The sequence below is a fragment of the Paracoccus sp. Ld10 genome (assembly GCF_045064235.1).
Taxonomy (GTDB): domain Bacteria; phylum Pseudomonadota; class Alphaproteobacteria; order Rhodobacterales; family Rhodobacteraceae; genus Paracoccus.
In genome coordinates this window covers 167959-181110 of sequence record NZ_JBISHD010000023.1, presented here as the reverse complement: position 1 = coordinate 181110, position 13152 = coordinate 167959, and the positions used below count along the sequence as shown (strand labels likewise).

Annotated in this window: 15 protein-coding genes; 4 read left to right on the top strand and 11 right to left on the bottom strand. The window is 67.0% G+C overall.

From position 1 onward, the window contains the following. Positions 1–16: 16 nt before the first annotated feature. The 3 genes from ACJJVR_RS06195 to yghX are packed head-to-tail and all read left to right on the top strand — an operon-like array spanning position 17 to position 2631. On the top strand, positions 17–577 hold the full coding sequence (locus ACJJVR_RS06195) for a L,D-transpeptidase (RefSeq protein WP_405403060.1): 561 nt from the start codon (positions 17–19) through the stop codon (positions 575–577). Positions 578–579: 2 nt separating this feature from the next. After that, positions 580–1689 carry a tRNA 2-selenouridine(34) synthase MnmH gene (mnmH, locus tag ACJJVR_RS06190; RefSeq protein WP_405403059.1) on the top strand — a complete coding sequence of 370 codons (1110 nt, stop codon included), beginning with the start codon at positions 580–582 and terminating at the stop codon, positions 1687–1689. Between the two features lie 57 nt (positions 1690–1746). Then, complete coding sequence (gene yghX / locus ACJJVR_RS06185) at positions 1747–2631, top strand: YghX family hydrolase (RefSeq protein ID WP_405403057.1); 885 nt, start codon at positions 1747–1749, stop codon at positions 2629–2631. On the opposite strand, the gene ACJJVR_RS06180 is transcribed toward yghX, so the two are convergent. From ACJJVR_RS06180 to ACJJVR_RS06140, 9 genes are all read right to left on the bottom strand, one after another. Beyond that, complete coding sequence (locus ACJJVR_RS06180; protein ID WP_405403056.1) at positions 2619–3425, bottom strand: purine-nucleoside phosphorylase; 807 nt, start codon at positions 3423–3425, stop codon at positions 2619–2621. The genes yghX and ACJJVR_RS06180 overlap by 13 nt on opposite strands. Continuing rightward, on the bottom strand, positions 3409–4437 hold the full coding sequence (locus ACJJVR_RS06175) for an ABC transporter permease (RefSeq protein ID WP_405403053.1): 1029 nt from the start codon (positions 4435–4437) through the stop codon (positions 3409–3411). Before ACJJVR_RS06175 ends, ACJJVR_RS06180 begins: the two co-directional genes overlap by 17 nt. Continuing rightward, entirely contained in the window at positions 4434–5540 is a 1107-nt protein-coding gene (locus ACJJVR_RS06170; protein WP_405403052.1) for an ABC transporter permease, read from the bottom strand. Before ACJJVR_RS06170 ends, ACJJVR_RS06175 begins: the two co-directional genes overlap by 4 nt. Beyond that, a complete protein-coding gene (locus ACJJVR_RS06165) occupies positions 5540–7186 on the bottom strand; it encodes an ABC transporter ATP-binding protein (RefSeq protein WP_405403051.1) in 1647 nt (548 codons plus the stop codon). The genes ACJJVR_RS06170 and ACJJVR_RS06165 overlap by 1 nt, the downstream gene beginning before the upstream one ends. Next, positions 7186–8175, bottom strand: a complete 990-nt coding sequence (locus ACJJVR_RS06160; protein ID WP_405403049.1) for a BMP family protein — start codon at positions 8173–8175, stop codon at positions 7186–7188. The genes ACJJVR_RS06165 and ACJJVR_RS06160 overlap by 1 nt, the downstream gene beginning before the upstream one ends. An 80-nt stretch (positions 8176–8255) precedes the next feature. Further along, positions 8256–8675 carry a GNAT family N-acetyltransferase gene (locus ACJJVR_RS06155; protein ID WP_405403047.1) on the bottom strand — a complete coding sequence of 140 codons (420 nt, stop codon included), beginning with the start codon at positions 8673–8675 and terminating at the stop codon, positions 8256–8258. Continuing rightward, on the bottom strand, positions 8672–9280 hold the full coding sequence (gene tsaB / locus ACJJVR_RS06150; RefSeq protein ID WP_405403046.1) for a tRNA (adenosine(37)-N6)-threonylcarbamoyltransferase complex dimerization subunit type 1 TsaB: 609 nt from the start codon (positions 9278–9280) through the stop codon (positions 8672–8674). The genes ACJJVR_RS06155 and tsaB overlap by 4 nt, the downstream gene beginning before the upstream one ends. After that, positions 9273–9836 (bottom strand): NifU family protein, encoded by a 564-nt coding sequence (locus ACJJVR_RS06145; RefSeq protein WP_405403044.1) that lies wholly within the window; start codon positions 9834–9836, stop codon positions 9273–9275. Before ACJJVR_RS06145 ends, tsaB begins: the two co-directional genes overlap by 8 nt. 62 nt (positions 9837–9898) lie before the next feature. Beyond that, the gene (locus tag ACJJVR_RS06140) at positions 9899–10357 is read right to left on the bottom strand and encodes a universal stress protein (protein WP_405403042.1); all 459 of its coding nucleotides are present in this window, start codon (positions 10355–10357) and stop codon (positions 9899–9901) included. A gap of 162 nt (positions 10358–10519) precedes the next feature. Here ACJJVR_RS06140 and ACJJVR_RS06135 point away from each other — a divergent pair, with 162 nt between their 5' ends. Then, entirely contained in the window at positions 10520–11314 is a 795-nt protein-coding gene (locus ACJJVR_RS06135; protein WP_405403040.1) for a sugar transferase, read from the top strand. Here the strand turns inward: ACJJVR_RS06135 and truA are convergent. Both truA and ACJJVR_RS06125 read right to left on the bottom strand, forming a co-directional pair. Continuing rightward, entirely contained in the window at positions 11275–12063 is a 789-nt protein-coding gene (gene truA / locus ACJJVR_RS06130) for a tRNA pseudouridine(38-40) synthase TruA (protein ID WP_405403038.1), read from the bottom strand. The genes ACJJVR_RS06135 and truA overlap by 40 nt on opposite strands. Beyond that, positions 12063–13046 (bottom strand): 5-bromo-4-chloroindolyl phosphate hydrolysis family protein, encoded by a 984-nt coding sequence (locus ACJJVR_RS06125; RefSeq protein ID WP_405403036.1) that lies wholly within the window; start codon positions 13044–13046, stop codon positions 12063–12065. Before ACJJVR_RS06125 ends, truA begins: the two co-directional genes overlap by 1 nt. Positions 13047–13152 lie beyond the last annotated feature (106 nt).

Below are 13152 nucleotides of genomic sequence, written 5' to 3'. Positions count from 1 at the left end.
CGATTGGAACTGCGCCATGAACCGTCGTCAGATGATCTCTCTGGCCGCCCTGATGGTGGCCGCACCCGCCCTGGTCCCGACGCTGGCCGGTGCGCAGGAGGCCGCGGCCGACCCCTATGCCCCGATCGAGGTCGCCATCCGCGAGGACTTCGAGACCGGCAGCATCGTCGTCGTCAGCCGCGACTTTTTCCTGTACCACGTGGTCGCACCCGGCAAGGCCGTGCGTTACGGCGTGGCTGTCGGCACCGCCGAACTGGTCTGGAAGGGCAAGGCCACGATCGGCCGCAAGGTCGAATGGCCCAGCTGGCGCCCGACCAATGACATGATCGAACGCAACCCCGACGCCTATGCCAAATATGCCGACGGCATGCCGGGCGGCCCGCAGAACCCGTTGGGCGCGCGGGCGCTGTACCTGTACGACGACCGCGGCAACGACACGGCGATCCGCATCCACGGTACGACCGATCCCGGATCGATCGGCAAGGCCGTGTCCAATGGCTGCCTGCGGATGCGCAACGAGGCCGTGATGAGCCTGTTCGATCAGGTGCCGATCGGCACGACCGTCTACGTCTTCTGATCTTGGACCTGACGCTTGCCAGTGCGGCGGACCCGGCCTTGGCCGGGTTCGACGACATCATCGATGTCCGCGCCCCGGCGGAATTCGCCGAAGATCACCTGCCCGGTGCGATCAACCTGCCGGTCCTGACCGATGCGGAACGCGCCCATGTGGGCACGATCTATAAACAGGTGTCGCCCTTTGATGCACGAAAGCTGGGCGCGGCGCTGGTCGCGGCCAATTCCGCGCGTCACCTGCAGGACACGCTGGCCGATCGGGGCGGCGCGTGGCAGCCACTGGTCTATTGCTGGCGCGGCGGGCAACGGTCGGGCAGCTTTGGGACGATCCTGAGCCAGATCGGCTGGCGCGTGGCGCGCGTCCAGGGCGGCTACAAGGCGTGGCGGTCACTGGTCGTCGACCGTGTCCAGAACGGGCCGATTGCGGCACCCGTGATCGTGCTGGACGGCAATACCGGCAGTGCCAAGACCGCGATCCTGCAGCGGCTGGCCCTGCGTGGTCATCAGGTCATCGACCTGGAGGGACTGGCCCATCACCGCGGCAGCCTGTTCGGCGGCCATCCCGACGGCCAGCCCAGCCAGAAGATGTTCGAGGGTCGTCTGGCCGTCGCGCTGCAGGGGCTGGACCCCGCGCGCCCCCTGCTGGTCGAGGCCGAGAGCAGCCGCATCGGCCAGATCACCGTCCCCAAGGCCATGTGGCAGGCGATCTGTGCCGCGCCCCGCCTGCAGCTGCAGGTGCCGGTCGCGGCCCGTGCGGCCTTTACCGCCGCAACCTATCGCGACATGGTCGACGACCCGGCCCGCGTATCCGCGATCCTGGACCTGATGGCGCCGCTGCACCCGGTCGAACGGGTCGAAGCGTGGCGGCAGGCGCTGGCCCAGGGCCGGTGGCAGCAGCTGTCCGAAGGATTGCTGCGCGACCATTACGACCCCCGCTATGACAAGCACCGGTCGCGGCATGACGACGGGCGCGGACAGATTGTCGCAGTCGACGGGCTGACGGATCTGGACGCCGTCACCGGTCGGGTCGAGGCTGCGCTGGCGCGCATGACCGTGGGTGGTGCGTATTCGGTATCGGCTGGTGGCTATATCGGCACGCAGGTCTCTGATTTGTGATCGGCCTTGGGCGCGGGCTGGCCTAGGCTGTCCGCGACCCGATGTCAGGAGAATGCAATGACCCGAATGAGTGCCAAGGATTTCCCGCAAGAGCTGTTGGAGCTGTACGACTTTTACGCCCATGGCCGCATCACCAAGCGGCAGTTCCTGGATCGCGCTGGCAAGTTCGCGGTGGGTGGCGTGACCGCGATGGCGCTGTTGAACATGCTGCGCCCGAACTATGCGCTGGCCCAGCAGGTCAGTTTCACCGACCCCGAAATTCTGGCGGAATACGTGACCTATCCCTCGCCCGAGGGGCATGGCGACGTGCGCGCCTATCAGGTGACCCCGGCAGGCGATGGGCCGTGGCCCGCCGTGCTGGTGATCCACGAGAACCGTGGCCTGAACCCCTATATCGAGGATGTCGCGCGGCGGCTGGCCAAGGCGGGCTATCTGGCGATGGCGCCCGACGGGCTGACCTCCAGGGGCGGCTATCCCGGCAATGACGAGGAAGGTCGCGTCCTGCAGGCAGAGGTCGATCCGACCAAGCTGATGAACGATTTCTTTGCCGGGGCCGAACACCTGATGGCGCATGACCAGGCGACCGGCAAGGTAGGCGCGGTGGGCTTTTGCTATGGCGGGGGTGTGTGCAACGCGCTGGCTGTGGCCTATCCGGAACTGGGCGCGTCGGTGCCATTCTATGGCCGACAGGCCCCCGTGGCGGACGCCCCCAAGATCGAGGTTCCGCTGCTGTTTCAGTTCGCCGAGATCGACGAGAACGTCAACGCCACCTGGCCCGCCTATGAGGCAGCGCTGAAGGAGGCCGGCAAGACCTATGAGGCGCATGTCTATCCGGGCACCAACCACGGGTTCCACAACGATTCCACGCCCCGTTACGACCCCGAGGCCGCGGAACTTGCGTGGCAGCGAACGCTGGACTGGTTCGCCCGCTACCTGGCCTGACCCCGCAGGAAACGGCGCAGCACCGTTTCCAGCTTGGCCGCCCCCAGGGGGGCCATCGCCTTGGTATGGTCGTGGCTGATCGATTCGTCGGACAGCCCGGCCCCCATGTTGGTGATCACCGATATGGCCGCCGCCCGGAGGCCCAGGAACCGTGCCAGGATGATTTCCGGCACGGTCGACATCCCCACCGCATCCGCGCCAAGCGTGCGCGCGGCGCGGATCTCGGCGGGGGTCTCAAAGCTGGGGCCGGAAAACCAACAATAGACGCCCTGTGGCAGATCCACCCCTTCGGCCTCTGCGGCGGCCACCAGGGCCTCGCGCATGGCGGTGTCATGGGCGTCGGTCATCGGCACGAACCGCGCATCCGTCGCCTCTCCGATCAGGGGGTTGGTGCCGGCGAACGCGATGTGGTCGTTCAGCAGCATCAGCCCGCCGGTCGGAATGTCGGGGCGCAGCGACCCGGCGGCATTGGTCAGGATCAGCTTTTCGCACCCTAGGGCCTTCAGAACCTCCAACGGCAGACGCATCGCGTCCGCCCGCCCCGATTCATAGTAATGCGACCGCCCGCCGAACACGGCGACGCGCACCCCCTCCAACTGGCCGATGACCAGTTGTGGCACATGACCCGAGACGCCCGCATGCGGAAAGCCCGGCAGGTCATCATAGGGAATCGCCACGCCGTCGACGCATGCCGACAGATGGCCCAGCCCGGACCCCAGGATCAGCCCGTATTCGGGGGCCTGTGGACCCGCACGGTCGCGGATCAGGGCGGCAAGTTCAGCGCTCTTTGACATAGGGCTCTCCTCCGGCGCGGGGCGGGATGGCGCGGCCGACAAAGCCCGCCAGAATCACCACCGTCAGGATATAGGGCAGGGCGTTCATGAACATCGACGGCACCGTGATGATGCCCAGGTCCAGATCGGGGTACAGGTTCGCGATCGCCTCCAGCAGACCGAACAGGAAGGTCGCGAACAGCGCCTGCCACGGCCGCCATTTGGCAAAGATCAGCGCCGCCAGCGCGATGAAGCCGCGCCCGGCAGTCATTTCCTTGACAAAGCCCGCCGACAGGCCGGTCGCCAGATAGGCCCCGGCGATGCCGCACAGCACCCCGGCAATGGCGACCGCGGTATAGCGCAGCCGGGTCACCGACACGCCCGCCGTGTCCACCGATGCGGGATTTTCCCCCACCGCGCGCAGGCGCAACCCGAACCGCGTGCGGTACAGCACCCACCACGTGATCGGCACCAGCGCGAAGGCGACATAGACCAGGATCGTCTGACCCGAGATCAGCCCGGAATAGATCGGGCCCAGCACGGGCACCTCGCGCACGGCCTCGGCACCCGGCAGGGTGATCGGGCTGAACCGCCCCGCGCCGGTCAGCGCCGGCGTGCGCCCGCCCAGACCGAACGCGTTCTGCCCGATCAGCACCGTCAGCCCCGAGGCCAGAAAGTTGATCGCCACGCCGGAAATCAGCTGATTGCCCATGAAGGTGATCGAGGCCAGCCCATGGATCAGCGACAGCGACAGCGATCCGGCAATGCCCGCGGCCAGGCCCAGCCACGCGCTGCCGGTCAGATAGGCGACGGATGCGGCGGTGAACGCCGCCATCAGCATCTTGCCCTCCAGCCCGATGTCAAAGACGCCGGCGCGTTCGGAATACAGCCCCGCCAGGCAGGCCAGCAACAGCGGCGTCATCAGGCGCAGCGCGCTGCCGATGCCCTGCTGGGCGGCGGCGCCGTCGGCAAACGCCCAGGTCACGCAGATGGCCAGCACGATGATCGCGATCAGCGATTCCCGGATGTTCATTTCACCGCCCCCCGACCGGTCCGCCGCATGGTCAGGAACAGCCGTTCCAGCGGCATGCGGACCATGTTGTCCAGCGCACCCGTGAACAGGATGACCAGAGCCTGAATGACGATGATCAGTTCACGCGGAATGGTGGTCCACAGGGCCAGCTCTCCTCCGCCCTGATACAGGAACCCGAACAGCAGCGCCGCCAGCAGGACGCCCAGGGGGTGATTGCGGCCCATCAGGGCGACCGCGATGCCGATGAAGCCCGCACCCTCGACCGCGTTCAGGACCAGGCGTTCGGACTCGCCCATGACGTTGTTGATCGCCATCATCCCGGCCAGCGCGCCCGAGATCAGCATGGCGATGACCGTGATGCGCACCGGGTTGATGCCCGCATAGACCGCGCCCGGTTCGGATTTGCCAAAGGCGCGGATCTGATAGCCCAACCGCGTGCGCCAGATCAGCACCCAGATCAGAAAGCACGCCGCCAGCGCCACCAGAAAGGTCACGTTGGCCGGCGTGTTGCGCCCCCATTCGAAACCCATCCCTGCTGCGATGTCTGTCAGCGCAGGCAGGTTCGTGGCCTCGGGGAACCGGGCCGATGCCGGGTCCATGCTGCCCGTGGGACGCAACTGGTTCACCAGCACATAGTTCAGCGTGGCCGCCGCGATGAAGTTGAACATGATCGTCGTGATCACGATGTGGCTGCCGCGTTTCGCCTGCAGGATCGCGGGAACGAACGCCCAGGCCGCACCGAATGCCGCCGCGCCCAGCATCGCCACCGGCAGCGCGATCGCCCAATGCGGCAGCGGCAGGAACAGCAGCACCAGCGCGACCCCCAGGCCACCCATCGCCGCCTGACCCTCGCCGCCGATGTTGAACAGGGCCGCGTGATAGGCGACCATCACCGCCAGCCCGGTAAAGATGAAATTGGTCGCGTAATACAACGTAAAGCCCCAGCCATAGCTGGAGCCAAGCGCGCCCTGGACCATCGTGGTCAGCGCCATCCACGGGCTTTCCCCGATGGCCAGGATCACCAGCGCGGAAATGCCCATCGCCAGCACCAGAGAGATCAGCGGCGTCAGGATGACGTCCGCCCATTTCGGCATCTTGTCCATCAACGCGCCCCCTGCGTCTGGCCCGGCAGGGCAGTTTCCGGCGGAATGCCCGCCTCGTCGGGGACGTGCCCCGTATCGGTGATGCCCGCCATCAGCAGGCCCAGTTCGCCCGTGGTCGTCTGTCCGGGCAGGCGTTCGCCCATGATGCGCCCGTCGAACATGACGGCGATGCGATCGGACAGGGCCAGGATCTCGTCCAGCTCGACGCTGACCAGCAGGATCGCCTTGCCCGCATCGCGCAGGGCCACGATCTGCTGGTGGATGAACTCGATCGCGCCGATGTCCACGCCGCGCGTCGGCTGTCCGATCAGCAGCAGGTCGGGGTTGCGCTCGATCTCGCGGGCGACGACGATCTTTTGCTGGTTGCCGCCCGAGAAATTGCGCGCCGCCAAGTGGCAGTCGCGCGGGCGCACGTCGAATCGCTCCATCTTGGCCTGGGCGTCGCGGCGGATGGCGTCATTGTCCATCAGCCAGCCCTTGCTGAACTCGGGTGCGTCCTGCCAGCCAAAGGCCACGTTCTCCCACGCGGTGAAATCCATGATCAGCCCCTCGACCTGGCGGTCCTCGGGGATGTGGCCCACGCCGTCGCGGCGGCGCTGGCCCGCGTCGCATCCCGACCCCGACAGGGGCAGGGCCGCATCGTTCATGCGAACGGTACCGCCGACGCGGGCACCCTTTTCGGGGTATCCGCCCAAAATCTCCAACAGCTGGGTCTGTCCGTTGCCGGACACGCCCGCGATGCCCAGGATCTCTCCCGCGCGGATGTCCAGGTCGATGCCGCGCAGGCGCTCCACGCCCTCGATATCGACCATGGTCAGACCGCGCACCTCAAGGACCGGGGCCTGTGGCCGCGCCGGTTGCTTGTCCACGTTCAACAGGACCTTGCGGCCGACCATCAGCTCGGCCAGCTGTTCGGGGCTGGTTTCCTCGGTCCTGACCGAGGCGACCATCTCTCCGCGGCGCATGACGCTGACGTTGTCGGTGATCTCCATGATCTCGCGCAGCTTGTGGGTGATCAGGATGATCGTCTTTCCCTCGTCGCGCAGGCCTTTCAGAATGCGGAACAGGTGGTCCGCCTCGGCAGGCGTCAGAACGCCTGTGGGCTCGTCCAGGATCAGGATGTCGGCCTGCCGGTACAGCGCCTTGAGGATCTCGACCCGTTGCTGGTGACCGACGGAAAGGTTTTCCACCACCTCGTCGGGGTCCACGTTCAGCTGGTATTCGGCGGCCAGACGCTTCATCGCGCCACGGGCCTTGGACAGGGACGGGCGCAGCAGGGCGCCGTCTTCGACCCCCAGAATGATGTTTTCCAGCACGGTGAAATTCTGCACCAGCTTGAAGTGCTGGAACACCATGCCGATACCTGCGCGGATCGCGGTCTGGCTGTCGCTGATGGCGATGGGCGTGCCGTCCACCAGAATCTGCCCCTGATCAGGCTTGTAGAAACCGTACAGGATCGACATCAGCGTCGATTTCCCGGCGCCGTTCTCTCCGATGATACCGTGGATCGTGCCCTTGGGCACGGCCAGGTTGATGTCGCGGTTCGCCTGCACGGCCCCGAACGCCTTCGAGATGCCGCGCAGCTCGATGGCAGCGGGGGCGGCCGTGTCCGACCGCCCCCCCAGCATGTCGCCCGCTGTGGTCATTACGACGCCGGGCAGGCGTTGTCGGTCATGAAGTCGTGCACGGCAACCTCGCCCGAGGCGATGCCCGCCTTGGCCTCGTCCACGGCGGCCTGCATCTCGGCGTTGACCAGTTCGGCATTGCTGTCGTCGACCGCGACATCCACGCCGCCTGCGGCCAGGTCCATGACCTTGACGCCCGGCTCCAGGTCCGCGCCTGCGGTAAAGGCGTCAAAGACCGCGTTGTCGACGCGCTTGACCATCGAGGTCAGGATCTGCCCCGGGTGCAGCGCGTTCTGGTTGCTGTCCACGCCGATGGCCAGGATACCCTCGTCGGCGGCTGCCTGCAGCACACCGATGCCGGTACCGCCCGCGGCGGCATAGATCACGTCCGCACCCTGCGATTTCTGTGCACGGGCCAGTTCGCCGCCCTTGACGGGGTCGTTCCACGCCGCGGGCGTCGTGCCGGTATAGTTGCTGACCAGCGACCCTTCGGGCTGCACCGACTTGAACCCTTGGGCAAAGCCGCATTCGAACTTGCGGATCAACGGGATATCCATGCCGCCGATGAACCCGACGGTCCCGGATTCGGACGCCATTCCGGCCATGACACCGGCCAGATAGCTGCCCTGTTCCTCGGTAAAGACGACCGATTGCACGTTCGGTGCCTCGACGACCATGTCGATGATGGCGAATTGCGTGTCCGGGTAATCGCCCGCGACCTTGGTCAGCACGTCGCCAAAGGCAAAGCCGGTCATCACGATGGGGTTCGAACCGCTTTCGGCCAGACGGCGCAGGGCCTGTTCGCGCTGTGCCTCGGACTGCATCTCCAGCTCGCGATAGGTGCCGCCGGTCTCCTCGACCCAACGCTGCGCACCGCCAAAGGCCGCCTCGTTGAACGACTTGTCGAACTTGCCGCCCAGATCATAGATCAGCGCCGGATCCGCCAGCGCGACACCGGCCGTCAGACCAGTCATGGCCGCACCAGCCAAAAGCGATTTCGTCAGGGACATATAGGAACCTCATCCTGTTTTTCGCGGGCGATTCAACGGGCCCGCTGATCGCACGATTAGGGCGCATCGCATGGGGCCGGTCAACCGCCTTCTTGGGTCGCACGCAGCGTCAGACGCATCACGATCGCATCCGTCGCAGGCCCGTAATATCGCCGCCTGACGCCTGATTCCAGCCATCCCGTAGCCGAATACAGGGCGCGTGCCGCAAGGTTGTCATGCGCGACCTCCAGAAAGGCGTCCTCTGCCCCCATCGACGCGGCCCTGCCCGCGAATGCGGCAACCAGCGCGCGCCCGGTTCCGGCCTGCCGCGCCTCCGGGGCCACGGCCACGGTCAGCAACTCAGCCTCGCCGGCAATGGCACGCCCCATCAGAAAGCCCTGTGGTGCCTCCAGCAGGAACGTCCCGGATGATGTCAAAAGGCCCGTGAATTCGTCGGCCGACCAAGGACGCGGGTTGCGAAAACAACGCGCGTGCAGCGCCGCCAGATCGTTCGGCGTCACGCCAGGATCACCGGCGGCGCGCCCCGCCCAGGCGCCGCATCGGCGGGGCGCAGATAGACAGGCGCGGGCCGCGGTTGCGGCAGATGGGCGCGGTCTGCTGCCAGTCGCGCCACCCCCTCGGCGATCCCCACCGCCGGCACAGCCGGCGCAGGGCCGGGCGGCAGCGCGCCGGTCGCAGCTTGCTGCGGCCGGCCCTCTTTCTCTCTCTCGGCAAAGTCCTGCCAGGTGACCATGTCGCCCCGCCCCGCGATCACCACACGACAGGGCCGCGCCAGCCCACAGGCCAGCGCTTCCGGCGCCTCCACCCCGATTGCGGGGATGCCTAGGGACAATGCCAGTCCGCGCGCCGCCGCGACCGCCATACGGATGCCGGTGAAATTGCCCGGCCCCGTGCCGACCCCGATCACGTCAAGGTCGCGCCAGCTCAGGCCCGCACCCGCCAACAGCTCCTCCAGCATCGGCATCAACCGTTCGGCCTGACCCTTGGTCATGTCCTCGTGCGCCGCCGCCAGCACCGTATCCCCGCGCAGCAAAGCGGCCGCGCAATGCGCGGCCGATGTGTCGAACCCCAGAACCACTGAGTTGGGGGTGATCCGGTCAGGCAACGGGCCTGACCTCGACCACCTCGGGAATGTAATGGCGCAGCAGGTTCTCGATCCCCATCTTCAGCGTCAGCGTGGATGACGGGCAACCGGCGCAGGCACCCTGCATGTGCAGATAGACGATGCCCCGGTCAAAGCCGTGAAATGTGATGTCGCCGCCATCCTGCGCAACCGCGGGACGGACGCGCGTGTCCAGCAGCTCCTTGATCTGCACGACGATCTCGGCATCGGGGCCTGCCTCGTGGGCGACATGGCCGCCGGTATCGGCCGCCGCACCCTCGATCGCCGGGGCGCCCGACTGAAAATGCTCCATGATCGCGCCCAGAACCGACGGCTTCAGGTGATCCCACGGCATCGCGTCGGCCTTGGTCACGGTCACGAAATCGCGGCCCAGGAACACGCCGGTCACGCCGTCAACCGCAAAGATCCGCCGCGCCAGAGGCGATGCGGCACCGGTATCCGGCGAGGGAAAATCGGCCGTGCCGCTGCCCAGCACCGTCTCTCCGGGCAGGAATTTTAGCGTCGCGGGGTTCGGCGTCGTCTCGGTCTGGATGAACATGGGGGCGCTCCTTTGATCCCGATATGGCGATCCGGGGCGCTTGGGTCAAGCCGCAGGGGCCCTTAGGTGATCGCCTCCAGCCGCTCCTTGGACAGATCGCCCGGGACCAGCGATATTGCGCAGGGCAGGGCGGTCGGATCGCGCATCAGCCGCGTCAGCACGGGGTTGGCGCTGCTCTTGTCAGAGGCCAGGCCCAGAACGACGACGCCGATCTCTCCGTCTTCGGTGATCTGCGCCAACAGTTCCTCGGCGGTGTCCCCCTCGCGGATGACCAGCTCCGGCTCGACGCCCGGACGCGACCGCATCCACTTTGCAAAGACCTCGAAATGCGCCTCGATCCGCTCGCGCGCTTCGGCACGCATCACGTCGGCCACCCCAAATCCGTGCTGGATCTCCTCGGCGGGGATGACCGACAGGATCACCACAGCCGCGCCCTGGGACTTGGCCGCACGCATCGCGGCAAAGCGCATCGCGTTCAGGCACTCCCTGCTGTCGTCCAGAAGGACCAGAAATTTCCGCATCGTACTGTCGGCCCTCCCGCCTTTGTCGCGATGACAGTGGCTTAACTGCCATGCCCGCGCAAGTCAGTGCGCAGGAAAGCGCCACCCCCGTTTCCAATCCTTGCATGTCATGCTAACCGCAACGAGGTTGACTGGCGTGAAATGTGCAATGCGGACGGTGTCGTGACGATCCACCATGATTGGGAAAAGGCCGATGCCGCGCATCTGGGGCCGCTGAGCGCGCCCCGCATGGCATGGTTCATTGGCGAGGCGCGGGCTCCCGGCGTCAATCCCATGCCTTTGTCCAAACGCGCGTTCGATGTGATCCTGGTGCTGATCCTGCTGGTGCCGTTGTCTGTGGTGATGCTGACGGTCGCGGCGTTGCTGTTGCTGCTGCAAGGGCGCCCGATCCTGTATGCCGCGCACCGCATGCGCGCCCCGAACCAGCCCTTCACGCAATGGAAATTCCGCACCATGCTGTGCGAAGAGCACGACTTTGGCGCCACCGGCGCGCACAAGGCCTGGCGCATCACGCCCATGGGGCGTTTCCTGCGCCGGTCGCGCATCGACGAGCTGCCGCAGCTGTTCAACATCCTGCGGGGCGACATGAGCTTTGTCGGACCCCGCCCGCCGCTGCGCGAGTATGTCGAACGCTTTCCCGCCGTCTATGCCCAGGTGCTGCATTCGCGGCCCGGCGTCACCGGCCTTGCCACGCTGATCTATCACCGCCACGAAGACCGGATCCTGGCCCGCTGCAAGTCGGCCCAGGCGACCGAGACGGCCTATTACCGCCGCTGCCTGCCGGCCAAGCTGAAGATCGACCTGATCTATCAGCGCCATCGCAGCCTGCGGCTGGACCTGTGGATCCTGTGGAACACGCTCAAGATCGTGATTTCGCGCCGCGACGAACGCCCGCGCCGCCGCCGCCGCGGCCGGATCTATCTGCCGATCGGCCCTTCAAAGGGATCGCAGGGGTAACCCACCCCGGTCAGGTACAGGCCCTGCGGCGGACAGACCGGCCCGCAGGCCGCCCGGTCGCGCGCCGCCAGCGCCTGCCCGACCCGTTCGGGCGCCCACGACCCCGCGCCCACCCGTTCCAGCGTGCCGACGATGGACCGCACCTGATTGTGCAGGAACGACCGCGCGCGCAGGTGGAACCGGTATTCGCGGCCCTGCGGGATGTCCGCGACCTCTATCCTGATCTCGTCCAGCGATTTCACCGGGCTTTTCCCCTGACAGATCGACGACCGGAACGTGGTAAAGTCGTGATGGCCGACCAGATGCGCCGCACCCGCCCGCATTGCATCCACGTCCAGCGGGTTCAGCACCTGCCAGACCTGTCCGCGCCCATGCGTCAGCGGCGCGCGCCGCGCCACCAGCCGGAACAGATAGCGCCGTTCCATGGCCGAGAACCGGGCGTGGAAATCGTCCGGCACGCGTGCCGCCTGCAGGATCGCCACGGGCGCGGGCTTCAGATGCCAGTTGAGCGCCTCGGACAGACGGAACGGGTCCCAATCGCGGTCCAGATCCGCATGGGCCACCTGTCCGGTGGCGTGGACGCCCGCATCGGTGCGCCCTGCGGCGGCGATGCGGCGGGTGGCAAAGCCGGGATCCAGCCGCGACAGTGCGGTCTCTATCGCGCCCTGGACGCTTGGCTGATCGGCCTGCGCCTGCCAGCCGGCAAAAGGCGCGCCGTCATATTCAATCTGCAGGGCAAAGCGGGGCATCAGTCGCGCGGAACCTTTTGCCCGTGATCCGGCATGCGCAGCAGGTCGTCCAGCGTCTGCGCCTCGGCGCTTTGCAGGGCGGGGCGTTCGGCGGGATCGACACGGGTCGCGGCACCGGTCAGACCCTCTCGGGCCAGACGGTCGCGCAGGACGGACATCTCAATGTCCAGCGCATCGCGGTCGCCGTCCAGCAGCCGGTCGGCACGCGCCACGAAATCCTTTTCCAGATCGTCCAGAAACACCTCATAGTCACGCCGCGCCTTCTGGTCCTGCGTCAGCGCATACAGGTCCGCAAAGCGCATCGTCGCATCGCGCGCGCCCATCAGATAGACGCCCAAATAGCGCCGCGCCGAGGCCAGCCCGGCGGGATTGTCGCGCACCCGGTCGAACAGGTGCCGCACGGATGCGTCGAACATCGCGACCCGCGCGACCAGCCGCCTGTCGCCGCTGCGGGCGATGGCGTCGCGCATCTGGTCCAGATGGCCCTCGGCCTCGTCGATCATGCGCTGTGCGCGATCCTGCTGGAAACTGTCGACGCCAGCGGCGGTCTTGTCGCGCCACGGGTCAAGGCCAAAGGACAGCTGGTGCAGGGCCAGACCGGCCATGCCGATCAGCCCGGCCTCGGCCCAGACCCCCGGTTCGGCGGCCCCCAGACCCAGACCGATCCCGGCCAGCACACCGCCGAACAGCTTGCGCGGAATGGCGGGACGCTTGGCCACGCGGCGTGCGGCAAAGGTCGCCTGGGCGACCAGCCCCTCGCGCGTCAGGACCATGCCGCTGGCAACAAGTCCGAATGCCGCAAGGTCGGTGACCATTCCCGTGGCCCCCTGAAAGAACGCACCCAGCAGAAAGGGCGTCGCCGCCAGGGTGATCCATTTCGGCCGCCCTTCGTGCGGGTGGCGAGGGGTGGGGGGCAGGACGGCGCCCGGACGTGTTCCCGGCTGCGTGTCGGGCGAAAAGCGCCCGCCGAAACGTTGCGACATGATGCCCCCTCAGCCCGCGCCGGCCATGGCCGCGTACAGCGTCAGCAGCAGCAGCAGGTAGAAACTCAACCGGCTCTTGGCAGTGGGCGACATGGTGATCCTTTCG